Source organism: Streptomyces glomeratus, from assembly GCF_021462825.1.
Lineage (GTDB): Bacteria > Actinomycetota > Actinomycetes > Streptomycetales > Streptomycetaceae > Streptomyces > Streptomyces glomeratus.
Genome location: NZ_JAKEEB010000005.1, coordinates 70,626 through 96,821, shown reverse-complemented (window position 1 = coordinate 96,821; position 26,196 = coordinate 70,626). Strand labels below are relative to the sequence as shown.

20 protein-coding genes are annotated in these 26,196 nt (G+C 71.1%); 7 read left to right on the top strand and 13 right to left on the bottom strand.

The window, feature by feature from the left end; all coding sequences use genetic code 11:
* Positions 1-95 precede the first annotated feature (95 nt).
* Together LZ604_RS07925 and LZ604_RS07920 are read left to right on the top strand one after the other, a co-directional pair.
* Positions 96-2,342, top strand: coding sequence for a RecQ family ATP-dependent DNA helicase (locus LZ604_RS07925; RefSeq protein ID WP_234513637.1), 2,247 nt, complete (start codon positions 96-98; stop codon positions 2,340-2,342).
* A gap of 233 nt (positions 2,343-2,575) precedes the next feature.
* Positions 2,576-3,211 (top strand): hypothetical protein, encoded by a 636-nt coding sequence (locus LZ604_RS07920; protein WP_234513636.1) that lies wholly within the window; start codon positions 2,576-2,578, stop codon positions 3,209-3,211.
* 602 nt (positions 3,212-3,813) lie between these two features.
* Here LZ604_RS07920 and LZ604_RS07915 read toward each other — a convergent pair.
* The 3 genes from LZ604_RS07915 to LZ604_RS07905 all read right to left on the bottom strand — a co-directional run bounded on the left by LZ604_RS07915 (position 3,814) and on the right by LZ604_RS07905 (position 5,956).
* Positions 3,814-4,425: a hypothetical protein gene (locus tag LZ604_RS07915; protein WP_234513634.1), complete on the bottom strand. Its 612-nt coding sequence runs from the start codon at positions 4,423-4,425 to the stop codon at positions 3,814-3,816.
* A 69-nt stretch (positions 4,426-4,494) separates the two neighbouring features.
* On the bottom strand, positions 4,495-5,196 hold the full coding sequence (gene rnhB / locus LZ604_RS07910; protein ID WP_234513632.1) for a ribonuclease HII: 702 nt from the start codon (positions 5,194-5,196) through the stop codon (positions 4,495-4,497).
* Between the two features lie 136 nt (positions 5,197-5,332).
* Complete coding sequence (locus LZ604_RS07905) at positions 5,333-5,956, bottom strand: TetR/AcrR family transcriptional regulator (RefSeq protein WP_234513631.1); 624 nt, start codon at positions 5,954-5,956, stop codon at positions 5,333-5,335.
* A gap of 174 nt (positions 5,957-6,130) precedes the next feature.
* Here LZ604_RS07905 and LZ604_RS07900 point away from each other — a divergent pair, with 174 nt between their 5' ends.
* On the top strand, positions 6,131-7,678 hold the full coding sequence (locus LZ604_RS07900; protein WP_234513630.1) for an MFS transporter: 1,548 nt from the start codon (positions 6,131-6,133) through the stop codon (positions 7,676-7,678).
* A 373-nt stretch (positions 7,679-8,051) separates the two neighbouring features.
* Here the strand turns inward: LZ604_RS07900 and LZ604_RS07895 are convergent, their stop codons facing one another.
* The 3 genes from LZ604_RS07895 to LZ604_RS07885 form a co-directional block, all read right to left on the bottom strand.
* Positions 8,052-8,948, bottom strand: a complete 897-nt coding sequence (locus LZ604_RS07895) for an ADP-ribosylglycohydrolase family protein (RefSeq protein ID WP_234513629.1) — start codon at positions 8,946-8,948, stop codon at positions 8,052-8,054.
* A 12-nt stretch (positions 8,949-8,960) separates the two neighbouring features.
* Positions 8,961-9,620 (bottom strand): histidine phosphatase family protein, encoded by a 660-nt coding sequence (locus LZ604_RS07890; RefSeq protein WP_234513628.1) that lies wholly within the window; start codon positions 9,618-9,620, stop codon positions 8,961-8,963.
* A 179-nt stretch (positions 9,621-9,799) separates the two neighbouring features.
* On the bottom strand, positions 9,800-10,405 hold the full coding sequence (locus LZ604_RS07885) for a YdbC family protein (RefSeq protein ID WP_234513627.1): 606 nt from the start codon (positions 10,403-10,405) through the stop codon (positions 9,800-9,802).
* A 150-nt stretch (positions 10,406-10,555) separates the two neighbouring features.
* Here LZ604_RS07885 and LZ604_RS07880 point away from each other — a divergent pair, with 150 nt between their 5' ends.
* Complete coding sequence (locus tag LZ604_RS07880; RefSeq protein ID WP_234513626.1) at positions 10,556-11,107, top strand: TerD family protein; 552 nt, start codon at positions 10,556-10,558, stop codon at positions 11,105-11,107.
* 195 nt (positions 11,108-11,302) lie between these two features.
* A complete protein-coding gene (locus LZ604_RS07875) occupies positions 11,303-11,659 on the top strand; it encodes a hypothetical protein (RefSeq protein ID WP_234513625.1) in 357 nt (118 codons plus the stop codon).
* A 212-nt stretch (positions 11,660-11,871) separates the two neighbouring features.
* Here the strand turns inward: LZ604_RS07875 and LZ604_RS07870 are convergent, their stop codons facing one another.
* A complete protein-coding gene (locus LZ604_RS07870) occupies positions 11,872-14,757 on the bottom strand; it encodes a vitamin B12-dependent ribonucleotide reductase (RefSeq protein WP_234513624.1) in 2,886 nt (961 codons plus the stop codon).
* A 151-nt stretch (positions 14,758-14,908) separates the two neighbouring features.
* The gene (gene nrdR / locus LZ604_RS07865; protein WP_234513622.1) at positions 14,909-15,472 is read right to left on the bottom strand and encodes a transcriptional regulator NrdR; all 564 of its coding nucleotides are present in this window, start codon (positions 15,470-15,472) and stop codon (positions 14,909-14,911) included.
* Between the two features lie 553 nt (positions 15,473-16,025).
* Here nrdR and lexA point away from each other — a divergent pair.
* Complete coding sequence (gene lexA / locus LZ604_RS07860; RefSeq protein WP_234513620.1) at positions 16,026-16,805, top strand: transcriptional repressor LexA; 780 nt, start codon at positions 16,026-16,028, stop codon at positions 16,803-16,805.
* 251 nt (positions 16,806-17,056) lie between these two features.
* On the opposite strand, the gene LZ604_RS07855 is transcribed toward lexA, so the two are convergent.
* The 5 genes from LZ604_RS07855 to LZ604_RS07835 form a co-directional block, all read right to left on the bottom strand.
* Positions 17,057-19,030 carry an ATP-dependent DNA helicase gene (locus tag LZ604_RS07855; protein WP_234513618.1) on the bottom strand — a complete coding sequence of 658 codons (1,974 nt, stop codon included), beginning with the start codon at positions 19,028-19,030 and terminating at the stop codon, positions 17,057-17,059.
* Between the two features lie 216 nt (positions 19,031-19,246).
* A complete protein-coding gene (locus tag LZ604_RS07850) occupies positions 19,247-20,125 on the bottom strand; it encodes a GNAT family N-acetyltransferase (protein WP_372482112.1) in 879 nt (292 codons plus the stop codon).
* A gap of 38 nt (positions 20,126-20,163) precedes the next feature.
* Positions 20,164-22,122 (bottom strand): IucA/IucC family protein, encoded by a 1,959-nt coding sequence (locus tag LZ604_RS07845; RefSeq protein ID WP_372482107.1) that lies wholly within the window; start codon positions 22,120-22,122, stop codon positions 20,164-20,166.
* A gap of 148 nt (positions 22,123-22,270) precedes the next feature.
* Positions 22,271-23,854, bottom strand: a complete 1,584-nt coding sequence (locus LZ604_RS07840; protein ID WP_372482106.1) for a diaminobutyrate--2-oxoglutarate transaminase family protein — start codon at positions 23,852-23,854, stop codon at positions 22,271-22,273.
* Positions 23,855-24,022: 168 nt separating this feature from the next.
* Entirely contained in the window at positions 24,023-24,706 is a 684-nt protein-coding gene (locus LZ604_RS07835) for a histidine phosphatase family protein (protein WP_234513614.1), read from the bottom strand.
* Between the two features lie 186 nt (positions 24,707-24,892).
* Here LZ604_RS07835 and LZ604_RS07830 point away from each other — a divergent pair, with 186 nt between their 5' ends.
* Positions 24,893-26,119 (top strand): trypsin-like serine peptidase, encoded by a 1,227-nt coding sequence (locus LZ604_RS07830; protein WP_234513613.1) that lies wholly within the window; start codon positions 24,893-24,895, stop codon positions 26,117-26,119.
* The last annotated feature ends 77 nt before the right edge of the window (positions 26,120-26,196 follow it).

Below are 26,196 nucleotides of genomic sequence, written 5' to 3'. Positions count from 1 at the left end.
CTGTGGATAACTGCGGGCGTGAGCACGTCATGCGCTGTCCACAGGCCGTGGGGTCCGCTCGCACGATGTCCTGCCGATCGGGTTGCATGGACCCCATGACCGACCAACGCCCGCACCCCACGACGCACGAATCCACCCCGGCAGGAGGGGACGACCTGCGCGCCGCCGACCCCAGCGCCCCCACCCCGGACGACGGCGGTCTGCGCGCCGCCGCGGACGCCGTGCTCGCCCGGCTCGTCGGCGCACCGACGGGCGGGGCCCGGTTGCGCGAGGACCAGTGGCGGGCCGTCGAGGCCCTCGTGGCGGACGGACGCAGAGCCCTCGTCGTGCAGCGCACCGGCTGGGGCAAGTCCGCCGTGTACTTCGTCGCGACGGCGCTGCTGCGCGAGCGCGGCTCGGGGCCGACGGTGATCGTCTCGCCGCTGCTCGCTCTCATGCGCAACCAGGTCGAGGCGGCCGCCCGGGCCGGTATCCACGCACGGACCATCAACTCGTCCAACACGGAGGAGTGGGACACGATCCAGACGGAAGTCGCCGCGGGCGCGGTGGACGTCCTGCTGGTCAGTCCGGAACGGCTCAACAACCCCGACTTCCGCGACCGGGTCCTTCCCCGGCTGGCAGCCGCGACCGGCCTGCTGGTGGTGGACGAAGCCCATTGCATCTCCGACTGGGGCCACGACTTCCGGCCCGACTACCGCCGGCTGCGCACGATGCTCGCGGACCTCCCGCAGGGCGTCCCGGTGCTGGCGACCACGGCGACGGCCAACGCGCGGGTGACGGCCGACGTGGCCGAGCAGCTCGGCACCGGGGCCGGTACGGACGCCCTGGTCCTGCGCGGACCGCTGGACCGGGAAAGCCTGAGCCTCAGCGTGCTCCGGCTCCCGGACGCCGCCCACCGCATGGGCTGGCTCGCCGATCACCTAGGGGAGCTGCCGGGCTCCGGGATCATCTACACGCTCACGGTGGCGGCGGCCGAGGAGGTCGCGGCGTTCCTGCGGCAGTGCGGGTACACGGTGGCGTCGTACACCGGGAAGACGGAGAACGCCGACCGCCGGCAGGCCGAGGAGGACCTGCTGGCCAACCGGGTCAAGGCGCTGGTCGCCACATCCGCCCTCGGAATGGGCTTCGACAAGCCGGACCTCGGCTTCGTGGTGCACCTGGGCTCGCCCTCGTCCCCGATCGCGTACTACCAGCAGGTCGGGCGCGCCGGCCGTGGTGTGGAGCACGCCGAGGTCCTGCTTCTGCCGGGCCGGGAGGACCAGGCGATCTGGGAATACTTCGCTTCGGTCGCGTTTCCTCCCGAGGAGCAGGTGCGGCGCACTCTGGACGTCCTGGCAGGAGCGGAGCGGCCGCTGTCACTGCCCGCCCTCGAGCCACTCGTCGACCTGCGCCGGTCCCGGCTGGAGACGATGCTCAAGGTGCTCGACGTGGACGGTGCGGTGCACCGTGTCCAGGGCGGCTGGGTGGCGACGGGTGTCCCCTGGACGTACGACACCGAGCGCTACGCCTGGGTCGCCAAACAGCGGGAAACCGAACAGCAGGCGATGCGCGACTACGTCACGACGACCGGCTGCCGCATGGAGTTCCTGCGCCGGCAACTGGACGACGAGGGCGCCAGGCCCTGCGGACGCTGCGACACCTGTGCCGGACCACGGTTTTCCGACTCCGTCTCCTCTGCCGCCCTGGACGCGGCGCGCGGGGAGCTCGGCCGTGCGGGCGTCGAGGTCGAGCCCCGCAAGATGTGGCCGACGGGTCTTCCGGCGGTCGGCGTCGAGCTGAAGGGCCGAATCCCGGCCGGCGAGCAGGCGGCGCCGGGGCGGGCCCTGGGGCGACTGTCGGACATCGGCTGGGGCAATCGGCTGCGGCCGATGCTGGCGCCCCAGAGCCCGGACGGTCCCGTGCCGGACGATGTGGCACAGGCCGTGGTCGGCGTACTGGCCGACTGGGCAAAGGGGCCCGGTGGCTGGGCCTCCGGAGGGCCCGACGCACAGCCGCGCCCCGTCGGAGTCGTCACCATGGCCTCGCGCACGCGCCCGCGCCTGATCCATTCCCTCGGGGCGCACATAGCGGAGAGAGGGCGGCTGCCGCTGCTGGGCTCCGTCACGTACGCAGTCGATGTACCGCGGCTGCCTCGCAGCAACAGCGCGCAGCGACTGAAGGCGCTCGACGGGGCGCTGACCGTACCCCCCGCCCTGGCCGCGGCGCTCCGGGCGGCAGGCGGTCCGGTGCTGCTCGTGGACGACATGACGGAGACGGGCTGGACCTTGGCAGTGGCGGCACGCATGCTGCGACGGGCCGGAGCGGAGGGGGTGTTGCCGCTGGTCCTCGCCGTGCAGGCGTGACCCGTCCTTGCTCCGGGAACACACTGGGCGGATCTCCGGCGGGGATATAGGCCACACATCGCCATAAACCAGCCGGTGGCTCCAATTGCTCGTTGCCGCATTCCAGTTCGACGGGAAGAATTGGGGTTCCGCTCCCCGCACGGCTCGTCCGTGATCCGAAAGGGCTCTGCTGCGGTGTGTGCCCCCTAGTCCGACCTCGCCCGCAGTGTGGGCGCGTAGCCGAAGGGAGGATCGTGACCTTCGGATTCGCTCCGTCCTCGGCGGCATCCTTGTCGGCCTCCGCCGAATCGTCCGCCGCTTCCGCCAATCCCGTGGCGCGGATGCTGGAGCCCGCGGAGTGGGCCGCCGCCGGCATTCCACTACTGCGCAACCCCCGGGAAGTCGTCAGCGAACTGCACGCCCTCCACCGGCCACGGCCATCCATGGCCGTGGTGGCCGTACTGGACTCGGACGAACGGCCGCGGGCGAGCGCCTCGTTCACCCGGCGTCCGGCACCCGCGGACGGCTGGGTGTTCCGCAACGCACTGCTCGCCCAGCTGCGCAGGGTCATCCCGCACGACCTGCGCCGCCGTACGCCGGTGCGGACGGCCGTACTGATCTACTGCCGCGAGGGCGACGGGCGTTGGACGGAGGAAGACGGGGCGTGGATGTGGGGTCTGCGCGACGCCTGCACGTTGCACGGGCTGCGCTGCGGCGCGTACATCACGCTGACGCATGACGGCTGGCAGGTCCTCGGCGAGGGTCGCGGCGGACGTCGCCCCAACGCGGATTCACCGCCGGAGGCGTTCGGCCTGATGGGCGGGGCACCCCCGCTGCCGCGCACCGGCGGCGTCACCTCGGAGGCGCTGCGCCGGGCCGCCGCCCGCTGAGGCATCCCGGGGGCGCGAGCCGCCGTAAGCACCGGACTGCCGTAAGCGCCAGCCGCGATCGGGATCGGTATCAGGATCGGGGTCGGGAGCTGGATCGGCCAACCAAACGAGCGCGGACGTCGCGACCCGCGGAAGTGCGACGCGACGCCAAGCACAAAAGCAGACGCAGACACCCCGGGCGCAGACTCAGACCCGCCGAAGGTCACCGCCGCCTCAGCAGCAACTCACCGTCCTGCCTCGGCCGGAACGCGAAGGCCCCCCAGCGCCTGTAGCCATCGCCTGCCGTGGGAAGCCCCACCCCGCCCCGCCCCTCGGCACACGGGCGCCGGGCGGACAACCAGGCCTGGCCACCGTGGGCGCCCCGGGTGCCGCGGGCGCACGGTCCCCCGCATAGCTGCCCGCCAGGGTCGTACGCCACCGTTTCCAGGTGTTCCAGTAGGGCCGCACGCTGCCGCGCCCCGGCTCCACGCATGACGAAGCGACCGCCGTACAGTCACCGCCGACGCGGCAACCCACCAGCCGTCTCCCCCGGACCGGGCGGCAGCCCGGCTCCCGGTGCGGGACGGACGGCGCCCGAGCGGAACGGACGGGGTCCGGCCCGCTCAGACGCCTGCGCCGAGCACCGAGTTGATCTGCTTCGGGTCGCCGCAGACGATCAGCAGGGCACCGGCCCGGCCGAGCGCCAGCGGAAGCGCTGCGGCGACAGCCGCGTCGGAGCCACCGTTGACGGCGGTGACGACCACCGGGCGGGCGGCGGCGCGGGACGCGATCGAGGCGTCGGCGTAGAAGACGTCGTCGCGGGCGTCGTGCTGCGCCCAGTACGAGGCTTCACCGAACGACAGCTCGTGCGCGGCCCATGGGTGCGACTCGCCGGTGGTGATCACCAGCACGTCGCCGGGGGCACGACCGGACTCCAGCAGCAGGTCGACGGCTTCCTCTGCAGCGTCCAGCGCACCCTCGGCCGAGGCCGGGATCAACTGGATCTGCGGAGTCGCTGCGGGAGCGGGCGGCCCGGGCTTGGATGCGACAGGCTCGCGCGTGGTGCGCTGGGCCGGCATCGGCCGGACTGCCCCCGGACGGCCGGGACGCGCGGGGGCCGCGGGGCGGGGGCCGGGTACGGGACGGGGGGTCGGCGCGGTGCGGCCGGCGGCCGGCGTGACGCGGGGACCCTGGGCACTCTCGTGAATCTGAGGCTCCTCGGGAATGAGAGGCATGAGCTGATTTTTATCAAACGCCGGTGCCACTCGCGTCGGCGGGTGGCACATGAGTGCGATCGGAACGGGTCAGAAGTCGAAGCCGAGCTGGCCTTCGATCTCCGGAACGTCTCCGTCCGCCCAGCTGCGGACCTTCTTGAGGTGCCGCCACTGGGGCAGCGCATCAAGATACGCCCACGACAAGCGGTGGTACGGGGTGGGACCCCGCTCCTCCAGTGCGGCCTTGTGCACCGGCGAGGGGTACCCGGCGTTGGCCGCAAAAGCGAAGTCTGCATGGTTGATGCCCAGTTCGGCCATCATTTTGTCCCGGTGGACCTTGGCGATCACCGAGGCCGCGGCGACGGCCACGCAGGACCGGTCGCCCTTGATCACCGTCCGCACCCTCCAGGGAGCCCCCAGATAGTCGTGCTTCCCGTCGAGGATGACCGCGTCGGGCCGGGTGGGCAACGCCTCGAGGGCACGTACCGCCGCGAGCCGGAGCGCGGCGGTCATCCCGAGCTCGTCGATCTCCTCGGGGGAGGCATGACCGAGGGCGTAGGCCGTCACCCACCGCTCCAACTCCCGGGCGAGCACGGTGCGCCGCTTGACGGTGAGCAGCTTGGAGTCGGTGAGACCCTCGGGCGGTCGGCGCAGGCCCGTTACCGCGGCGCAGACGGTGACGGGACCGGCCCAGGCGCCGCGCCCCACCTCGTCGACACCGGCGATGACCTTCGCTCCGGTCGTTGCGCGAAGGGAGCGCTCGACGGTGTGAGTAGGCGGTTCGTACGGCATGGCGCCCTTAGCGTACGCTGCCGCGCTCCCCTCGCGACACCCAGGTTTCCCCGGGCAACGGCACGCCCGCGGACGGGCGTCGGCCACCGCGCCCACAGGCCGGTCACGGCTCCTGGGGGAAGGGCTTTCGGACCCATCAGTCCCGTTCGGGCCGTAGCAGCGGAATCATCAGCTGATCGATCATTTCCTCGATATCCCGCTCGGTCCATTCGCTTCCGCGCATCTTTGAGCGGTACATCATCATGGCCGGCATCGCGTCGAAGACATATCCGTTCATGGCGTCGGCGCGCACCTCTCCTCGCCCGATTCCTCGGTCGATGACCTCGCGGAGCAGTTTGAGGGTCGGCTCCACCACCCCGTCGAAGATCACACCGTGGAAGCGCTCGGCTTGCACTCTGTCGCATTCGTGAATAACCGAGCGAAGTGCAAACCCGGGGCGTGAGTACATCGCCTCACGCGCCTGCCGGCACAGCTCCAGCAGGTCCTCGCGCACGCTCCCGAGATCCGGCGCCACGTCGAAGCGTGGCAGTCCGGACTGGAGCGCGTCGGCGACGAGGTCCTCCTTGGACGACCAGCGGCGGTAGACCGCGGCCTTGCCGGTCTGGGCACCGGCGGCGACGCCCTCCATCGTGAGGCCGTTCCAGCCCACCGTACTGAGCTGCTCCAGAGCGGCGTCGAGGATCGCGCGCTCGAGCACGGCACCGCGTCGACGGAGGGAGGCCGGCTGGGCGGAGGCGTCCGTCCAGGGCGAAGTACCCATCTGTGTTTCTCCGTTGGGCATGGGGAAGCGGGGATTCCGGGGAAGGGGACGGGGCGGGGAGACGTCGCACGGCAATGAAGTCAGTGAACGCTTGCGTTCACTGACGGGGACTCACTACCGTTTGACGCGACAGTGAACGCGAGCGTTCACTAACGCACTCGTGGGGGACTCATAGTGACAACCTCTCCATTGATCCAGGAAGACAAGCCGACAGCCGCCCGCCGGGAGGGGCGTCCCGGCATCGCGCTCACCGTCATCGCGGCCTGCCAACTCATGGTGGTACTCGACGCGACGATTGTGAACATCGCTCTCCCGCACATTCAAGACGCGCTCGAGTTCAGCACGACCGACCTGACATGGGTGGTCAGCGCGTACACCCTCACCTTCGGTGGCCTGCTGCTTCTCGGCGGCCGGGCCGGGGACATCCTCGGTCGGCGCCGGGTCTTCATGACAGGCATCCTGCTGTTCACCTTCGCCTCGCTGCTCGGCGGATTCGCCCAGGAACCCTGGCAGTTGCTGGCCGCGCGCGCCCTGCAGGGCATGGGTGGCGCGATAGCGTCGCCCACCGCGCTGGCGCTGGTCACCACCACGTTCCCCGAAGGCCCGGAACGCAACCGGGCCTTCGGCGTCTTCGCCGCGGTCTCGGCCGGCGGCGGCGCGATCGGTCTGCTGGCCGGCGGCATGCTCACGGAGTGGCTCGACTGGCGCTGGGTCCTCTTCGTCAACGTGCCGATCGGCGTTCTGATCGTCTCGCTCACCCCGCTTTACATCAACGAGTCCGAGCGCCACCCGGGACGCTTCGACATCGCGGGCGCGCTCACCTCTACGGCGGGCATGGCGTCCCTGGTGTACGGCTTCATCCGTGCCTCCGAGGACGGCTGGCGGGACAGCGGCACGATCGGCTCGTTCGGTGCGGCGGTGGTACTGCTGATGGCGTTCGCCCTCGTCGAGGCGCGGGCGAAGGAGCCGATCACCCCGCTGAGGATGTTCGCCGAGCGAAACCGCTCGGGCACGTACGTGATCATGCTGAGCCTGGCCGCGGCGATGTTCGGGATGTTCTTCTACATCGTGCTGTTCGTGCAGAACGTACTGGGATACTCGCCGATCTCCGCCGGTGTGGCGTTCCTCCCGGTGACGGCGGCGATCGTGATCGGCGCGGGTCTGTCGCAGCGGTTCCTGCCGGTGCTCGGCCCCAAACCGTTCATGCTGACCGGGGCGACCCTCGTCGGGACCGGGCTCGGCTGGCTGACGTTCATCGGCACCGGCAGTTCCTACGTCTCCGGCGTGCTCGGCCCTATGCTGCTGTTCGGCCTCGGCATGGGTCTGAACTTCGTGACGCTGACGCTCACCGCGGTCTCGGGGGTCGCCCAGCACGAGGCGGGCGCGGCCTCCGGTCTGCTCAACGCCACACAGCAGGTGGGCGGCTCGCTCGGGCTGTCCATCCTGACCACGGTCTTCGGCACGGCCAGCCGGAACGAGGCGGAGAAGCAGGTGCCGAAGTTCCTCGCGAGTGGCACGGCCGAGCAGAAGGCGCAGTTCGCGAAGACACACCAGCTGCCCGCTCCCTGGGGGCACGAGGTGCTCGCCCACGGCATCGGGACGGCCTTCCTGCCGGCTGCCGGGATGGCCCTGCTGGCGCTGGTCACGGCCGCGGTGGTGATTCGCGTACGCAAGAGTGATCTGGAGGCCCTGTCCGGCACGGCGGGTCCCGCGGCGGGCTGAGGCGGGCTGGGTCCCATCGGGAACCGAGGCGCGCCGGTCCCGCGGCGGGCCGAGGCGCGCCGGGTCCCATCGCTGACACGCCGCGGGTCCCGTCGCGGGCCTACACGCGCCGGGTCCCGCGGTGGGCTGAGAGCTCCCGTCCGCCCCCGCCTCCGCCCACCGGGGGCGGGAGGCGGGAGCCGACGGCGGCCGGATGTCACCCGCCGGAACGATGGCCGGAGCCCCGGCGGTCCGACCGTCCGGCCGTCCGCGGCACTAAATCCCGTAGCAAGGCGGGCGGAGCCCGGCAGCGGTCCGGCCGCCTGCACGAGCGGTTTGGCCGCCTGCACGAGCCGTTTGGCCGCCTATGCGAGCGGTGTGGCCGTCAACGCGATCACCGGAGCCAGCCCGGCAGCGGCTCCACCCGGTCGAACCACTCCCCGGGCGGTGTCCCACCCTTGGCCGAGGCGACCACCGAGCCGACGATGGCACAGGTCGTGTCCATGTCTCCGCCCGCCTGGGCGGTGGTCCAGAAGCCGCGCTCGTAGTCACCGAGGGCGCGCGCGGCGGACCACAGCGCGAAGGGGACCGTGTCGTGCGCCGTCACGCGCCGCCCACAGCCCAGTACAGCGGCGACGGTCGCCGCGTCGCCGTAGTCGAGCATGTCCCGGGCGCGCCGCAGGCCCATGCCGACGGCGCTCTTCGGCACGAGCGCGACGACCCCGTCCAGGAGCGCCTCGGCGCTCGGCGGTCCCGCCGGATCGGCGGCCAGCGCGGCGGCCGCGGCCACGGCCATCGCTCCGACCACGGCCTCGCGGTGCTGATGCGTCGGATAGGCGGAGATCTCCGCCTGGTGGGTGGCCTGCTGGGGGTCGTCCGCGTACCAGGCGCCCAGGGGGGCGGCCCGTACCGCGGCGCCGCTGCCCCAGGAGCCGTGGCCCCTGAACAACGAGGCGGCCAGTTCCCGCCAGTCGTCGCCAGCGGCGATCCGCTCCAGCAGCCGGTCGATCGCCGGTTCGTGCCGCCGGGCGGCGCCGTGGTGCTCCGCAAGGGATCGTGCCAGCGCATCCTGGTCCACACGGCGGTGCGCGGCCACTACGGCGACCACGGAGCAGGCCATCTCCGTGTCGTCCGTCCATGGCCAGGGGCCGGGCGGCAGCTCGCGGCGCTGGAGCAGGGGATAGTTCGCAGGAAGGAAGAACTGTGCGCCCAGCGCGTCCCCCACCGCCAGTCCGCGCAGGGCTGCCAGGGCACGTTCCAGACGCCTGTCGGGAGAGGAGTCAGCGGTCATCTCCCTGCCACTCTATCCCGTGATCCAGTAGGGGTCAGGATCACGCCAGCGGTCGAACGGCCGGTCGAGTGTGTATCTGCCGTCCTCCCCGAGGAGGAGCATGCGCGTCTCCCCGTTCCCCGGGTTGGAGAGCGACTCGAATTCGGCGACCGTCCAGTGGAACCAGCGCATGCAGAACAGCCGCATCGCCAGGCCGTGCGTCACCAGGAGCACGTTCGGCGGGTGATCGGGCGCCTCGAAGCTGCGGAAGAGGCTCTCCAGGAAGCCGCCGACGCGGTCGTAGACGTCGGCGCCTGACTCCCCCTGGGCGAAGCGGTAGAAGAAGTGTCCGTACGCGTCCCGGTACGTCTTCTGCAGGCGTACGTCGTCGCGGTCCTGCCAGTTGCCCCAGTCCTGCTCGCGCAGCCGGGGTTCCTCGCGGACGCGGACGCGGTCGGGGTCCAGGTGAAAGGCGCGGAGCGTCTCGTGGGTGCGGCGGTAGGGGGAGACGTACACGCTGACGCGCTCCCTGCCGAAGAGCTCCCGCAGCCGTTTGCCCGTCTTCTCCGCCTGCCGCCATCCCCTCTCGGTCAGCGGAAGCGCGTGGTCGGGCTCGCGTTCGTACACGGAGTCATCGGCATTGCCCACCGACTCGCCGTGTCGGACAAGGACGATGCGCCGTGGTCGTGCCATGCCAAAACCCTAGATCGAGTGACGGCCGAACGGGCACCGGAAGAGCCTCCATACGGCGCAGGTCACACTGGGGCCTCCGCTGCACTCGGTCCGGATTCCAAACTCAGCGGGGGGACGAACAGGTCGGTCCGCGGTGCCGGTCCCGGCCCCGCCCGCCCCGGGTCGCGCGCGGGCGGCCCTCACACCGTCCAGGTCGGCTCCAACTCCACGATGTCGCCGGTGAGCGCCGCGACGTCCGCCTCCGTCTGAGCCCTCAGCGCCAGGCGCTCCACGCGCTCCTCGCGGTACTTGCCGTGCTCCGCCGCCGACTGCCACATGGACAGGATGAGGAACTCATGGCCCGGCGCCTCGCCGAACAGTCCGCGGATCATGCCCGGCGAGCCCGCCATGGCCGGGTTCCAGACCTTCTCCTGCATCAAGGCGAAGTGCTCCGCCCGCTCCTCGTGAACCCGGCAATGAGCGACGCGCACCAGGTCGGCGTCCGAGAAGCGGGGTTCGAAGCCGGTCTTCACGTCGAAGCGATAGTCGAAGAGCCGGACCTGCTGGTCCTTGAACGTGCCCGACTGCGACGCGGCCAGGCGGTCGTGGGAGCGCGCCATGAACGAGTCGTAGAAGGCGCGGCTTTCCCAGAATGCAAAGACATGCGCCACACCGGGCCTCACCCGGCTGAAGCCCCCGCCCTGCCCCCGGAAGCCCGGCTCCCCCGGAAGACCCGCCCATTTCCGCTGCCCCCGTTCGAAACCGCGGCGGTCCACCACGGTGCAGCGAGTCCACTTGACCAGCACCGCGCCATCGTAAGGCCCCATCGCGTGGCGTCGGTCACGCTCCGGCGCAGTACACCCGGGCGAGCGCTCCGGCGCAGCGAGGCACAATGGACAACTGGGCCCTGACGCAGATGAGTTCATGAGGGCCGCGCCGACGGGGAGGGATGAGGGATGACCGGTCTCAACAAGGGCATCGGCAAGGCCGAGCTGGCACTGAAGTGGGACCCGAGTCCGAAGGGTCAGTCGCCCACCGATCTCGACATCGTTGCCGCGACCTACCTGGCGGACGATCCCTATGGGGCTCCCGCCTACGTCGTGCACTTCGACAGCCGCTCCCCCGACGGCACGATCTATCTCAACCGCGACAGCCTGGACGGCAAGGGCTTCGGCTGGGACGAGGTCATGACGCTCGAGCTCCACCGGCTCGACAGCCGGTACGCGCGCGTGGTGGCCGGCGTCGTCATCCAGCAGCGCACCGGTCGCAAGACGTTCGTCGACGTGCTGAATCCGGCGCTGCGGCTGCGCGAGGGGTACACCGTGCTCGCCGAGGACGACTTCGGACACGTCCTGGGGTCGACGGCGGCCACGGTGGCCGAGTTCGTCCGCGACGGATCGGGCGAGTGGATGTTCCGCTCGGGGATCCACGGATACGACACGGATCCCGAGGGCTTCACCCGTGTCATGGGCGGGTCCCCGTCGGGCCCCGAGCCGCGCGACTCCTGAGCCGTCTGGGGCCCCCACGAGGGGACCTGGGCCCCCGAGGACTCGCCTGGTCGGGTGCTGCGGGAGAAAGCTCATGGGTTCGATGCGGTTCGCAGACGACGCCGCCTTCGTCCTGTTCGGTGACCTGAGCGGCGAGTCCCTGATGCCGCCGGAGGTGAGGCGGCCCGCTACCGGGCCGCCGCGACGATCCCCGGCGTGCGGGTCGTCGAGAAGGTCGGGGATTCGGCCGGCCGCGAAGGCGTCGCGGTCAGCCGGGCGAGCGGGGACGAGCGCGACCACCTGATCTTCGACCCCGAGACCCATATCCTCCTCGCGGAATGCGAGGTGGACGCGGAGGGGCAGGTCATGGGCATGAGCGCAGTGACCGAACGGGCCGTCGTCAACAAGGCGGGGCCGGCGCCCGTAACACCGTCGCCGCGGAAGCGAGAACATCCTGCCGCTCCACGACAGCTCGCAGGCGGTCTCGGCGCCGTCGGTGAGGGCGGTCGCGTCGTCCGTCACCTGCCCGTGCCGGTGGCGGCCTACGCGGTCGATGACCCGGCCGCCGCCTGACAGCGCTGAGCGCGACGGCGGTCGGGCCGCGTTCGAGTCGTCGGCGGAGACGGCCCGTTGTGCCTGCAGATGCCGAGCCGGCGGAGCGGCTACGGCTTTGCCGGCCGCCACTGGGGAGGGGCGTCAGCGCGAGGCTGACGCCCCTCCGATCAGGGATTACTCGTCATGGCGTGAGCTGCCGAGTGATGCACTCGATGCAACTCCGCTCGTTTTCAGCTGCAGCCGCTCGTCGATCCGCAGCCCTCGCAGATGTAGCAGGAACCGGCCCGCTGCATCTTCGTGCCGCAGGAGAAGCACAGCGGGGCGTCCGCCTGGATGCCCAGCTGCATCTCCACCAGCTCGGCGCTGGTGTGCGCCTGCTTCGGGGCCGGCTTGGCCGTCGCGGCCTCGGCCTTCGGAGTGGCGACCGCCTTCAGCTCCTGGGTGCGCGGGGCCGACTGGGCCAGGCCCTCGACATCCACCTCGTCCTCGGTGGGCTCGTACGAGCCGGTCTCCAGGTGGCGCTGCCGCTCCTCGGCGGAGTGGATGCCGAGCGCTGAGCGCGTCTCGAAGGGCAGGAAGTCCAGGGCCAGGCGGCGGAAGATGTAGTCCACGATCGACTGCGCCATCCGCACGTCCGGGTCGTCCGTCATACCGGCCGGCTCGAAGCGCATGTTGGTGAACTTCGAGACGTACGTCTCCAGCGGCACGCCGTACTGCAGACCGACCGAGACGGCGATGGAGAAGGCGTCCATCATGCCCGCGAGGGTCGAGCCCTGCTTGGACATCTTCAGGAAGACCTCGCCGAGACCGTCGTCCGGGTAGGAGTTGGCGGTCATGTAGCCCTCGGCGCCGCCGACGGTGAAGGAGGTGGTGATGCCGGGACGGCCCTTCGGGAGACGCTTGCGGACCGGGCGGTACTCGACGACCTTCTCGACCTTGGGCTCCACGGCGCGCTGCTCGGCCTTCTCCGGCGCGGTCTCCTTCTTCTTGGCGGAGAGCGGCTGGCCGACCTTGCAGTTGTCGCGGTAGATCGCGAGCGCCTTGATCCCCATCTTCCAGGCCTCGAAGTAGATCTCCTCGACCTCCTCGACGGTCGCCGACTCCGGCATGTTGACCGTCTTGGAGATGGCACCGGAGATCCACGGCTGGATCGCGGCCATCATGCGGACGTGGCCCATCGGGGAGATGGCGCGCTCGCCCATGGCGCAGTCGAAGACCTCGTAGTGCTCGTGCTTGAGGCCCGGCGCGTCGATCACATTGCCGTGCTCGGCGATGTGGGCGACGATCGCCTCGATCTGCTCCTCCTGGTAGCCGAGGCGGCGCAGCGCCTGCGGCACGGTGCCGTTGACGATCTGCATCGAGCCGCCGCCGACCAGCTTCTTGAACTTGACCAGCGCCAGGTCCGGCTCGACACCGGTGGTGTCGCAGGACATCGCGAGACCGATGGTGCCGGTCGGCGCGAGGACGGACGCCTGGGAGTTGCGGAAGCCGTTCCTCTCGCCGAGGCGGATGACGTCCTGCCAGGCCTCCGTCGCGGCGGCCCACACCGGGGTGTCCAGGTCGTCCATGCGGACGGCCGCGGCGTTGGCGTCGGCGTGCTGCTTCATGACGCGCAGGTGCGGCTGCTCGTTGCGGGCGTAACCGTCGTACGGTCCGACGACCGCAGCGAGTTCGGCGGAGCGCTTGTACGCCGTGCCGGTCATCAGGGAGGTGATGGCGCCGGCCAGGGCGCGGCCGCCGTCGGAGTCGTACGCGTGACCGGTCGCCATCAGGAGGGCGCCGAGGTTGGCGTAGCCGATGCCGAGCTGGCGGAAGGCGCGGGTGTTCTCGCCGATCTTCTGGGTCGGGAAGTCCGCGAAGCAGATCGAGATGTCCATCGCGCTGATGACCAGTTCGACGACCTTGGCGAAGCGCTCGACGTCGAAGGACTGGTTGCCCTTGCCGTCGTCCTTCAGGAACTTCATCAGGTTCAGCGAGGCGAGGTTGCAGGACGTGTTGTCCAGGTGCATGTACTCGCTGCACGGGTTCGAGCCGTTGATGCGGCCGGACTCCGGGCACGTGTGCCAGTGGTTGATCGTGTCGTCGTACTGGATGCCGGGGTCGGCGCAGGCCCAGGCGGCCTCGGCCATCTTGCGGAAGAGCGCCTTGGCGTCGACCTCCTCGATGACCTCACCGGTCATCCGGGCGCGCAGGCCGAACTTCCCGCCGCTCTCGACGGCCTTCATGAAGGTGTCGTTGACGCGGACCGAGTTGTTGGCGTTCTGGTACTGGACGGAGGTGATGTCGTCGCCACCGAGGTCCATGTCGAAGCCCGCGTCACGGAGGGCGCGGATCTTCTCCTCCTCCTTGACCTTGGTCTCGATGAAGTCCTCGACGTCCGGGTGGTCGACATCCAGGATGACCATCTTGGCGGCACGACGGGTGGCACCACCGGACTTGATCGTTCCGGCGGAGGCGTCGGCGCCGCGCATGAAGGACACCGGGCCGGAGGCGTTGCCGCCGGAGGACAGCAGTTCCTTGGAGGAGCGGATCCGGGAGAGGTTCAGGCCGGCACCGGAGCCGCCCTTGAAGATCATGCCCTCTTCCTTGTACCAGTCGAGGATCGACTCCATGGAGTCGTCGACGGACAGGATGAAGCAGGCCGAGACCTGCTGGGGCTGCGGGGTTCCGACGTTGAACCAGACGGGGCTGTTGAAGCTGAAGATCTGGTGCAGGAGGGCGTACGCCAGTTCGTGCTCGAAGATCTCCGCGTCGGCGGGCGAGGCGAAGTACTTGTAGTCCTCACCGGCCTTCCGGTAGGTCTTCACGATGCGGTCGATCAGCTGCTTGAGGCTGGTCTCGCGCTGCGGGGTGCCGACGGCACCTCGGAAGTACTTGCTGGTGACGATGTTGACCGCGTTCACCGACCAGAACTCGGGGAACTCGACGCCACGCTGCTCGAAGTTGACCGAGCCGTCGCGCCAGTTGGTCATGACGACGTCACGGCGCGCCCACTCGACCTCGTCGTACGGGTGCACGCCGGGGGTCGTGTGGATGCGCTCGACACGCAGCCCCTTGGTGGCCTTGGCGCCCTTCGCTCGGGAACCTCGTGCCGGACCGCTCGCCGTCTCTGTCATGCCGCCTCCCTGTATCAGGCAAAAACGCCCTGACGTGCCCTTTTCTTCCCAAGGCACGGTGTTGTGTCTGCTTGTCACGCGCGTCGTACGCGGGCGCGCGTGACGGGTCTGTGTGCGCCGCCGACGGAGCCGGTACCCCCCGGCTCTCCCGTCAGTCGGCGGCAGTGGCGGGCACGGGGACGTCGGCCGTCCCTCCGGACCCGCGGTCGGTTCCCCGGCGCTCCGCGACAGCGTTCTCGTGGTCGTCGTCGTCCACGGCGGGATGCTCGCGCTGCTGCTCCCTGAGTTCCGTGATGGCGGCCTCGAAGTCCTCCAGCGAGTCGAACGCCCGATAGACGGACGCGAACCGCAGATAGGCGACGAGGTCGAGCTCCTGCAAGGGGCCGAGTATGGCCAGCCCCACGTCGTGGGTGGTCAGCTCGGCGCTCCCGGTGGCCCGCACCGCCTCCTCGACCCGCTGGCCGAGCTGGGCGAGTGCGTCCTCGGTGACAGGCCGCCCCTGGCACGCCTTGCGCACGCCATTGATGATCTTGGTGCGGCTGAAGGGCTCGGTGACTCCGGACCGCTTCACCACCATGAGCGAGCACGTCTCCACGGTCGTGAAACGACGGGAGCAGTCGGGGCACTGGCGGCGCCTGCGGATGGACGTGCCGTCGTCGGTCGTACGACTGTCGACGACGCGGCTGTCGGGGTGCCTGCAGAAGGGGCAGTGCATGGCTCCAACCCTCCTTTTCAGCACGACTCATTGACCTCGTGAGCCCCATGGGCCCCTCGAAGCAGCCCCAAGCATAGGCGATCGCCCGAGACGGGGAGACCAGGGGGACCACAACTTCTGGGCCACTGTGGCAATCCAACCACTAGATGTAGCGATTGGCTCGCACATATGGCGGCGACACGCCCACCGTGGATGGATTGGCACATGCCGCGCGGCCATACCGGACCAGGCCACTGCGCGGATACGGTGGACGCCGCATGGAGGAGGAGGCCGGTACACGGCCGGCGGGGTGCGGGGTGGCAGACTAGGCACCTGCCGCGGCGGCTCACAAGGCCCTCACCCCGGCGGTGAAGAGTACAGCAACGAGCGCTTTCGGCCTCTTCTCGCCGCCGGCTTCGCCCGAGCGGGGACCCGCGGAGCGGGCATCGGCCATACACCCGAAGACCCGATCACGTCAGGTAATTCGCCGTTTTTCACTCGAACGTGTGTTTGGCGCAACCTTTCGAAAGCAACTACCGTTGTTCTGCACGGGAGACCATCGAGAGGGGCCGACGTGACCACCACCGCAGACAGTGCCACCATCACTGCCCAGGACCGCTCCCAGGGCCGACTCGAGCCGGTGCATGCGATGAACGAAGCCGCGAACCACGAGGGGCCCAAGCGGTCCCTGCCAGGCCGACCTCCAGGCATCCGGGCGGACAGCTCCGGGCTGACCGACCGGCAGCGCCGGGTGATCGAGGTCATCCGGGACTCTGTGCAGCGGCGCGGCTACCCACCGTCGATGCGGGAGATCGGCCAGGCCGTGGGGCTCTCCAGCACCTCCTCGGTGGCGCATCAGCTGATGGCTCTGGAGCGCAAGGGTTTCCTGCGCCGCGACCCGCACCGCCCGCGCGCATACGAGGTGCGCGGCTCCGACCAGTCGCCCTCCGTGCAGCCCACCGACACCGCGGGCAAGCCCGCCGCGTCCTATGTTCCGCTCGTCGGCCGCATCGCCGCCGGTGGGCCCATCCTCGCCGAGGAGTCGGTCGAGGACGTGTTCCCGCTCCCCCGGCAGCTCGTGGGCGACGGTGAGCTCTTCGTTCTGAAGGTCGTCGGCGACTCCATGATCGAGGCCGCGATCTGCGACGGCGACTGGGTCACGGTCCGTCGCCAGCCCGTCGCCGAGAACGGCGACATCGTCGCCGCGATGCTCGACGGCGAGGCCACGGTCAAGCGCTTCAAGCGCGAGGACGGCCATGTATGGCTTCTCCCTCACAACTCCGCCTACCAGCCCATCCCGGGCGACGAAGCCACGATCCTCGGCAAGGTGGTGGCGGTGCTGCGGCGGGTGTGACACCGTCGCGGCGGGCGGGCCTTCGGCCGCCCCCATGATCCGGGCCCCGGGACCCCTGCGCCGGTTCCGGGGCCCTGTGGTGTCCTCCGGGGCCCTGTGTTGTCCGAGGCGCCGGGCCCCGTCCCTTACGGGGGGCGCATACGGGTCCCGCCGTACGTTCGAGGGGCCTGGCCCGCGCCGACTCGAGGGGCCGTGCCCGCGCCGACCGGCCCCCGGAACGGACCGGCCCACGCGGACACGGCCCCGGTCGGTCACGCACCCTCCGCCTTCGCCGCCGCGTCGATGGCCGCCAGCGACTTGCGCACCTGATGACGGTCCGTCGTGTACCAGAAGGCGGGAAGTGACGCCTTCAGATAGCTGCCGTAGCGGGCCGTGGCGAGCCTCGGGTCCAGCACCGCGACCACACCACGGTCCCCGGAGGCCCGTACGAGCCGGCCGGCGCCCTGCGCCATCAGCAGCGCGGCGTGCGTCGCGGCCACGGCCATGAAGCCGTTGCCCCCTTCGTCCTCCACCGACTTCTGGCGGGCGCTCATCAGCGGGTCGTCGGGGCGCGGGAAGGGGATCTTGTCCATGACGACCAGCTGGCAGCTGGGTCCGGGGACATCGACCCCCTGCCAGAGCGAGAGGGTGCCGAACAGGGAGGTCTTCGGGTCGGCCGCGAAGTTCTTGATCAGCTCGCCGAGGGTCTCCTCGCCCTGGAGGAGGATCGGGAACTCGGGGATGCGGGTGCGCAGCTCCTCGGCTGCGCTCTGGGCCGCCCGCATCGACGAGAAAAGGCCCAGTGTGCGGCCGCCGGCCGCCCGGACGAGTTCCGTCAGCTCGTCCAGCATGTCCGCGCGGTCGCCGTCCCGGGCGGGGCGGGCCAGATGCTTCGCGACATACAGGATGCCCTGCTTCGGATAGTCGAAGGGGGAGCCGACGTCGATGCCCTTCCACTTCGGCAGGTCCTCCCCCTCCGTACCTTCGGGCGCGAGACCCAGGGACCCGCCCACACCGTTGAAGTCGCCGCCCAGCTTCAGCGTGGCGGAGGCCAGGATCACCGAGCGGTCCGCGAAGAGCTTCTCCCTGAGCAGCCCCGAGACCTTCAGCGGGGCGACCCGCAGGGATGCGCCGAAGCGGTCATGACGCTCGTACCAGACGACGTCCCACTCCGAACCGTTGGTGATCCGCTCCGCCACGTCGTGCACGGTCTCCACCGAGGCCAGCGCCTGCTTGCGGACGGCGTCTTCGTCCTGGACCGATCTGTCCCGGGTGGTGCCGAGTGCGGAGATCACCGCACGGGCCGCGTCGCGCAAGGCCATGAGGACGTATCCGAGGTCCTCCGGGATCTCCTCCAGGCGCCCCGGCAGCGCCAGTTCCATCAGCCGCTCGAAGCCCTCGGCCGCCGTCTGGAGCCGGTCCGCGGCCTTCTCGTCGACGAGCTTGGCGGCGCGGCGCACCGCGCGGTCGACCTGTCCGGGAGTGAGCTCACCGGTGGCGACCCCCGTGACCCGGGAGACCAGCTCGTGGGCCTCGTCGACGATCAGCACCTCGTGCTGCGGAAGGACCGGCGCGCCCTCGATGGCGTCGATCGCGAGCAGCGCGTGGTTGGTGACGACGACCTCGGCGAGCTTGGCACGCTCGCGGGCCATCTCGGCGAAGCACTCGGCGCCGTAGGCGCATTTCGAAGCCCCCAGGCACTCCCGGGACGACACCGACACCTGGGCCCAGGCGCGGTCGGAGACTCCGGGGGTGAGGTCGTCACGGTCGCCGCTCTCCGTCTCCTGCGACCAGTCGCGCAGCCGCAGCAGGTCCTGGCCCAGCTTGCTGCTGGGCGCGGCGGCTTCGAACTGGTCGAAGAGGCCGTCCTCCTCGTCCTGGGGCATGCCCTCGTGCAGACGGTGCAGGCACAGGTAGTTCGAACGCCCCTTGAGCATCGCGAACTCCGGCCGGCGGCGCAGCAGCGGATGCAGTGCCTCCACCGTGCGTGGCAGGTCCCGCTCGACGAGCTGACGCTGCAGCGCCAGCGTGGCGGTGGCCACCACGACGGGCTCCCCGTGCGCGAGCGCGGGCACCAGATAGCCCAGCGACTTGCCGGTACCGGTGCCGGCCTGGACCAGCAGATGGGTGCCGTCGTCGATGGCCTCCGCGACGGCTTCGGCCATCGTCACCTGGCCGGGGCGCTCCGTGCCGCCGACGGCTGTGACGGCTGCATGCAGGAGTTCGGGGAGTGAGGGCTTCGTCATAGCTCGACCACCCTACGACCCCGCACCGACAACAGGGGGGTCAAGGCCGCGGCGCACGAGGCGTCCGCGGGTGGTGCGGGGGGCGGGGAGGGTTCCGCGGGGTGGCGAGGACAAGTGCACCGGCCGGTCCGAGCAGGGCGGGCGGACGGATTCGGCACGAGGGCTCCTCGGCTCGGAACTCACACGGAGCAAGCTTCGTTACGCACAGTGATGGAACTACAGCAGACGGCGCAGGAGCCGTTCCCGGACCATGAGGGCGGCCCGCTTTCCGGGCAGGTGCACCTCGGCGGAGAACCGGAAGCCGGCGCTCAGGAAGGCCGCGATGGAGGGGGTGTTGCGAAGGTCGGGTTCGGCGACGACACGGGCACAGACGGGGCGCCGGTCGAGGACGAGATCGGCGACGGCGCGCAGGAGGGTAGAGCCGAGGCCGCGCCCCCGGGCGGAGACCTCGCCGATGAGGAGGTGGATCCCGGTGTCGTGGGGACGGGCGGGGTAGTGGCGGGCCAGAGGATCGAGGTCGGCGCGGTAGATCTCCCAGTAGCTCATCGGGGTGCCGTCCAGCACGCCCAGGCAGGGCACGCTGCGTCCGTCACCGTCGAGCTGGGCGCGCAGGTGCCGCTCGGTCACCGCCTCGTCTCCGGCCAGCTCCCAGAACACTGCGGCGGTGGGGTCGTTCATCCAGCGGGCGACAAGCGGGAGGTCGCGATCGAGCTGGACGGGGACGAGATGGAAGGCGCCCGCGGGGGTGGTGACCGGATCCCAGTCGGCGAGGTGTCCGAGGAGGTCGTCGTCCTGCGGGACGGCGGGACGGACGGGGGGTGCGCTGGGTGCGGTGGCTGGAGTGGCCACCCCGTCCGGGTCCCCGGCCGGCATGGGTCTCGTCGTCCCGCTGCGGGTCGCCTCCTCCTCCGCGCACAGCGCCAGGAACCCCTCGGGCAGCCGGAGGTCGAGGGTGTCCTCGCAGTCGGGCCCCGGACCGGGACCCGGGCCGGGGACGGGGACGGCTTCGCCGCGGGACACGGGGTCCGTGCCGGTGTGGGACCTCCTGGGTGCGGAGGCGGTGCCGGCGTCGGTGCCGGCATCGGTGGCAGACAGGACGACGCTCCTCTCAGACGACGGGGTGGGCAGGTTCCTCAGGGATGAAGGGGGTTGGCGATGGTGACGTAGACGGACTGGGTGTCCACCGGGCCGACGAGTTCGTCGAGGCCGTGCAGCCGGGTCAGCAGGTTGGCCTTGCAGCGCAGGACGGGTGAGTCGAGCAGGCGGGCGGGCAGGGATGTGCGCAGCCGCCCGGGGCCGGTGGCCGCCTCGGTGAGGAAGCGGCGGAACGCGGCGAGCAACAGCGCCTCGTGGACGAGACGCTGCGAGCCGAACGCGCCGATGAGCCCGAGCACGTTGTTGATGCCGAGGTAGTAGGCGAAGCGTTCGTCGGTCACCTCGTCGGAGACGAAGGTGTCGCTGTGCTCGCCGATGCCCGGCAGCCGGGAGTGGAGTTCGCCGCGGCGGGACTCGCGGAAGTAGTAGCCCTGGTTGTCCCGGTAGCGGCCGCCCGCGGGCCAGCCCTCGGGGTCCAGCAGGAGCACGGTGTTCTGCTGGTGCGCCTCGAGAGCGATGCCGGCCTCGCCGTCCAGCCAGAGGACCGGGCGCACCACCTGTGCGAGGTAGCGCAGGAACCACTCGGTGGCGACGGCACCGAGCGGGCGACCGGTACGCCCGGCGAGGCGCGTGATGATCTCCGCGAGCCGGGACGGCGCGGGGCGCTGCTGTTCGGCGATCCGGGCTCGGCAGCCGGGGGCGACGAGTGCGGCGATGCACGACGCGTTGTCCGTCGGGGTGAACGGGTTGTGGCGGATCACCACGTCCAGGCCGCTCACGGGGTTGCCGTCCGGGTCGTCGACGGCGAGCCAGGCGGGGTCGCGGACGATGCCGAAGCCGGGGTGGGCCGACTGCCACTGCCTGCCGAGGCCGCTGCGCAGCAGGCGGTGCACCTCGACGCCCCGGTGGAGTTCCTTGCGGAGGTTCTCGCGGCGGGAGTTGGTGATGCGCAGGCCCAGCGACAGCTTGAGCATCGCGGGGGCGCCCGAGCGGTAGACGGTACGGACGGAGGAGGTGGGGTGCCAGCTTTCGCCGTGCGGGCCGAGATCCCGGAGCAGTCCGGCGTCCAGGAGGGCTCCGACCGCCGGTCGGTGCCGGGTCTCGCGCGCCTGCCAGGGGTGCAGCGGTAGCGCGGCGAAGCCGTCGGGCAGGGGAAGCGCCGGACCGGCGAGTCCTTGGGTCAGCCGGGCGGCGGGCACGGGCCGTCCGCGCTCCGTCCACGCCGAGTCGGCGGCGAGTACGGAGGGGGCGACCGCGAACCAGTGCAGCGGGAAACTGCCGCGCCGTTCGGGCGAGTAGAGCCGGTCCTCGGTGTCGGAGAGCCCCTCGCGGCTCTTGGCCGTGGGGTGCAGGGGGTGCCCGAGCAGCAGTGCCTGCTCCGCGGAGAGGAAGACGTCGGCCGTGCCCGCCGGGCGCGTACGGCGCTCCGCGAGGAAGGTGGCGGTGCGGTGCGTGGAGTCGGCGACACGGCGCACCAGGTCGGCGACATGGCTCGGCGCGGAGCCCTGCGTACGCGCCGCGCCGGCGGCTTGAGCCGGCCCCGGTGCCGATGGCGGTGTGATGGAGGGCGCGGTTCCGGCCGTCTCCCGTCCCAGCAGTGCCGCCACGGTCACCGCGTCCACGGGCGGGGCCCACCCCGGCGCGCCCGCCAGGCGCGGTGGGCCGAAGCGGTGCCATCCGGTCGCGGACCAGTAGCGGACCGGGACGAGCAGTGCCGCACCGCTGGCGGGGAGCGGGATGCGCAGGACGGCATCGGCGGGAGCGGCGAGGCCTGTCTCGCGCACCCAGCAGCGCAGCAGGTTCTCGACGGTCGCGGCCTGGGCCGCCGTGTGCGGGTCGGGGTGCTCCAGTGGGTCCGGGGTGCCGCCGGGTTCGGGAACCGCCGACGTCTGTCTGGGGATGGTGCCCGGTGCCGGTGCGGGCACGGCGGTCTCCGTGCGGTCGGTCTCCGGCTCGGGGGACGGCGGGCCGCCGTCGGACGTGGGCGTGACGTTCAAGGGCGTTCCTCGGAGGTCGTTCGAGCCCGTGGGGCGAAGGACGAGGGCGAAGGGTGAGGGGCGTGGGGCACAGGGCGTGCGCGGTGGGTGGGCCGGGTGAGGAGTCGTGACCGCCGGAGTGCCGGTTCCGGTGGAGGGGCGCGCGGGCTCAGGGCCGGAGGGCGCGGAGGGGTTCACGGGCGACCGCCGCCACCGCGTCGGCGAGCCGGTCCAGGACCGCGCTCGTCTGCTCGTCGCTGATCGTCAGGGGTGGGAGCAGCCGCACCACGCTCGAATGCCGCCCGCCCAGCTCGACGATCAGCCCGCGCCGCAGGCATTCCCGCTGGACGGCCGCCGCCAGCAAGGGGGCCGCGGGCCGAGGCCCGGCATGCGCGGAATCGGCGACCGAGGACGAGGCGCCGCCCGAATCGGCGCCCACGGACGAAGCGCCGCCCGAATCGGCGCCCACGGACGAAGCGCCGCCGGAATCGGCACCCCCGGAAGCGGCGCCCGGGGGGTCGGACAGCGCCGGTTCGGGTGCGGACTCGGGGTCGACCAGTTCGACACCGATCATCAGCCCCCGGCCGCGTACGTGTCCGATGCACGGGAACTCGTCTGCCAGTGAGCCGAGTTGGGCGAGCATACGAGTGCCGAGCGAGGCGGCGCGTTCGGCGAGGCGGTTCTCCCGGACGTAGGCGAGGGTGGCCGTGCCGGCGGCCATGGCGAGCTGGTTGCCACGGAACGTGCCGGCGTGCGCACCGGGTGGCCACACGTCGAGGTCGTCGCGGTAGACGACGACGGCGAGCGGCAGACTGCCGCCGATCGCCTTGGACAGCACCATCACGTCGGGGACCACCCCGCTGTGCTCGACCGCCCAGAACCGCCCGGTGCGCCCCACGCCCGTCTGCACCTCGTCCGCGATCAACGGGATCGACCGGGTCTCGGTGATCTGCCGCATACGGCGCATCCAGGAATCCGGCGCGGGATTGACCCCACCCTCGCCCTGGACGGGTTCCAGGATCATCCCCGCGGGCAGCGGGACACCCGACTTGGCATCGTCGAGGACCGACTCGCTCCAGCGGGCCGCGAGTTCGGCGCCGCGCTCCCCGCCGACGCCGAACGGGCAGCGGTAGTCGTGCGGATACGGCAGGCGCGTCACCCGTACGTCGGTCGCGCCCCCGGACGCCTCGAGAGCTCCGGCGGTCATCCCGTGGTACGCCCCGGTGAAGGCGAGGATCCCGCTGCGGCCGGTGGCGATGCGCACCAGTTTGAGCGCGGCCTCCACGGCGTCCGTCCCGGCCGGACCGCAGAACTGCACCCTCGCGCGTTCGGCGAAAGCCGGCGGCAGCGTGCGGAACAGCTCGCTGGTGAAGGCGTCCTTGACCGGCGTGGCCAGGTCCAGCACATGCAGCGGCGCCCCGGAGTCGAGGACCTTGCGGATGGCCTCCAGGACGACGGGGTGGTTGTGTCCCAGGGCCAAAGTGCCCGCACCGGAGAGGCAGTCGAGGTAGCGGCGCCCGTCGGCGCCCTCGATGGTGAGCCCGCGGGCCCGCACGGGAACGATCGGGAGGGCGCGCGCGTAGGTGCGCGCCGCGGATTCGCGCGCCGATTGCCGGCGCAGAATGCCGTCATGCGCCGAGCGCGTTCCCCGGGTTGCAAAAACCCCTTCACGCGCCGGGCGCTGCTCCTCCGCTCCCGTGCTCCCCTCCGGCTCGCCTTCCACCGGCACCACCGCAGTCTCCGTCACGGTCACGACGTCAGTTCCTCCCACTGTTCAGAGGGGACGGGGTGAGGGTTCGGGCGTGAACGACAGGTCACCCCGTACGTATCAACGACATGAACGGCCTGTGGAAGCGGGTGGCCGGAAGATCGTTGCCCCGTGACCCGGCGCTCCCCCCGGGGCGCCCGCCCGGGGCCGGTGTCAGGCCGTGCTCCCGGGCGGGCTCTGCCCGGTCGACGGCTCCCCCGCGGGCCCGCTCGTGCCAGGGGCGCTGTCCTCGGGACCCGGCGGGCGCTCCTCCCAGGCAAGGACTCGCCAAGCCCGACCGGGAGCGCCCGAGAGTACGACGACACCGGTGTTCCGCAGTTGGTGAGCGGATGCGAAGTCGACGTCCACGTTCTTCGCCCGGGCCGCTGCCCACATACGGATCGCGGCGCCGTGGCTGACCATGGCAACCGTCCCGGCTCCCGTGCCGGCGGCTTCCGCGACGACGGCGTCGAAACGCTCCAGGGCCTCCGCACCGGTCTCACCGCCCGGCATCCGGCGCCCGAGATCCCCTGCCGACCAGGCGAAGGCGGTGGTGAGGTAGGTGCGGACGGCCTGATCGTCGCCTCGCATCTCCAGATCCCCTGCGGACAGCTCCCGAAGCCCCTCCCGTACTCGTACCTCCAGCCCGGTCTCGGCGGCCAGCGGTGCCGCGGTGAGCCGCGCCCGGAGCAGGGTCGACGCGTAGAGCGCGCCGATGTCCTCCTCCGCCAGCGCCGCCGGAAGAGCGGCGGCCTGCCGCTCCCCCAGCGGGGTCAGCTCGGGCCCCGGCTCGGCGGTGTCCAGAAGGTGCTTCAGGTTCGAGGGAGTCTGGCCATGGCGGATGAGCAGCAAGCGCATATGAGGGTCTGTCTCCAGGGGAGGCCGGCTGGGGGTTTCACTCTGCCACCGGCCATCGGCCTCTGGCCGATCGCCAGGTCAGACGGCTTGTAGCCGAACCGTTGCCGTTCCGTGGGAAGTCGCCCACGGCGGGCACATAGTGTGGGAGCCCTTCAACACAGGCTCGCCACAGGGGGAGTTCAGACCATGCGACGCATACGCCCGCTCGTCACCGTTCGCCGGGAAGGGAGCGTGCGCGGCAGAACCTCCCCGGTGCTGGCGGCCGTCGGACTCGCCACGGCGCTGGCGCTGACCGCGACCGCGTGCGACTCCGGCGACAGCTCCCGGGCGAGCGGCGGGGCGAGCGCGTCCGCGTCCTCTGCCGGCGACGGAAAGATAAAGATCCCGGACGACATCAAGCAGAAGCTCAGGGAACACGGGATCGACGTCGACAAGTGGAAGAACGGCGCCTGGAAGAAGTGGAACAAGGACGACTGGCTGCGCGAGGCGGACGACTTCATCAACCCGATCATCAAGGGTCTGTGGAACCCGGACCGGATGCGCAAGGCCCATGACCCCGGCAAGGTCGTCGACGCCGGTGACCTCTCGGGCGACCAGGGCGTCACCGATCCGACTCCCGCTCCGGTGGAGGCGCAGGCCGTGCCGGCCGCCTACCACGCCCATGCGCCCGTGGCGGGCAAGGTGTTCTTCGACTCTCCCAAGGGCACGATGGTCTGCTCGGCCACCGTGGTGAAGGATCCGGCGCACCCCGGCAAGTCCAACATCGTGTGGACGGCGGGTCACTGTGTGCACGCCGGCAGGGAGGGCGGCTGGTACCGCAACATCGCGTTCGTGCCCGCGTACAACAACGCCGGGCGGACGGCGGCCGAGCTGAGGTACACGCCGCGGGAGGAGGTCGCCCCGTACGGCGTCTGGTGGGGTGACTGGGCGCAGACCTCGCAACAGTGGATCGAGCAGGGCGGCGAGACCGGCGGCCAGGGTGCGTCGTACGACTTCGCCGTCATCCATGTGACGCCGGAGAAGGGCAACGGTGGCAAGTCGCTGGAGGAGACGGTCGGTGCGGCGCTCCCGGTGAACTTCAACGCGCCGGCCGTACCGAAGGTCGACAGCATCACGGCGAGCGGCTACCCGGCCGCGGCGCCGTACGACGGCCAGAAGCTGTACCAGTGCCAGGACAAGCCGGGCCGGCTCTCGCTCCAGCGGACGGACCCGACGATGTACCGCATCGGCTGCACCATGACGGGCGGTGCGTCCGGCGGCGGCTGGGTGGAGAGGGGCGCGGACGGCAGGGCCGCCCTGGTCTCCAACACGTCGATCGGTCCGGTGACCGCGGGCTGGCTGGCCGGACCGCGGCTGGGTGCGGTGGCCAAGGGCGTGTACGACTCGGTCTGTGAGAAGTTCGCGCGGCAGTGACGGGGCGTGACGGTTCACGCCGGACCGTGGGTGGTCCCTGCGGCGGCCGGTGGCCCGGGAACGCGCGAAGGCCCGCT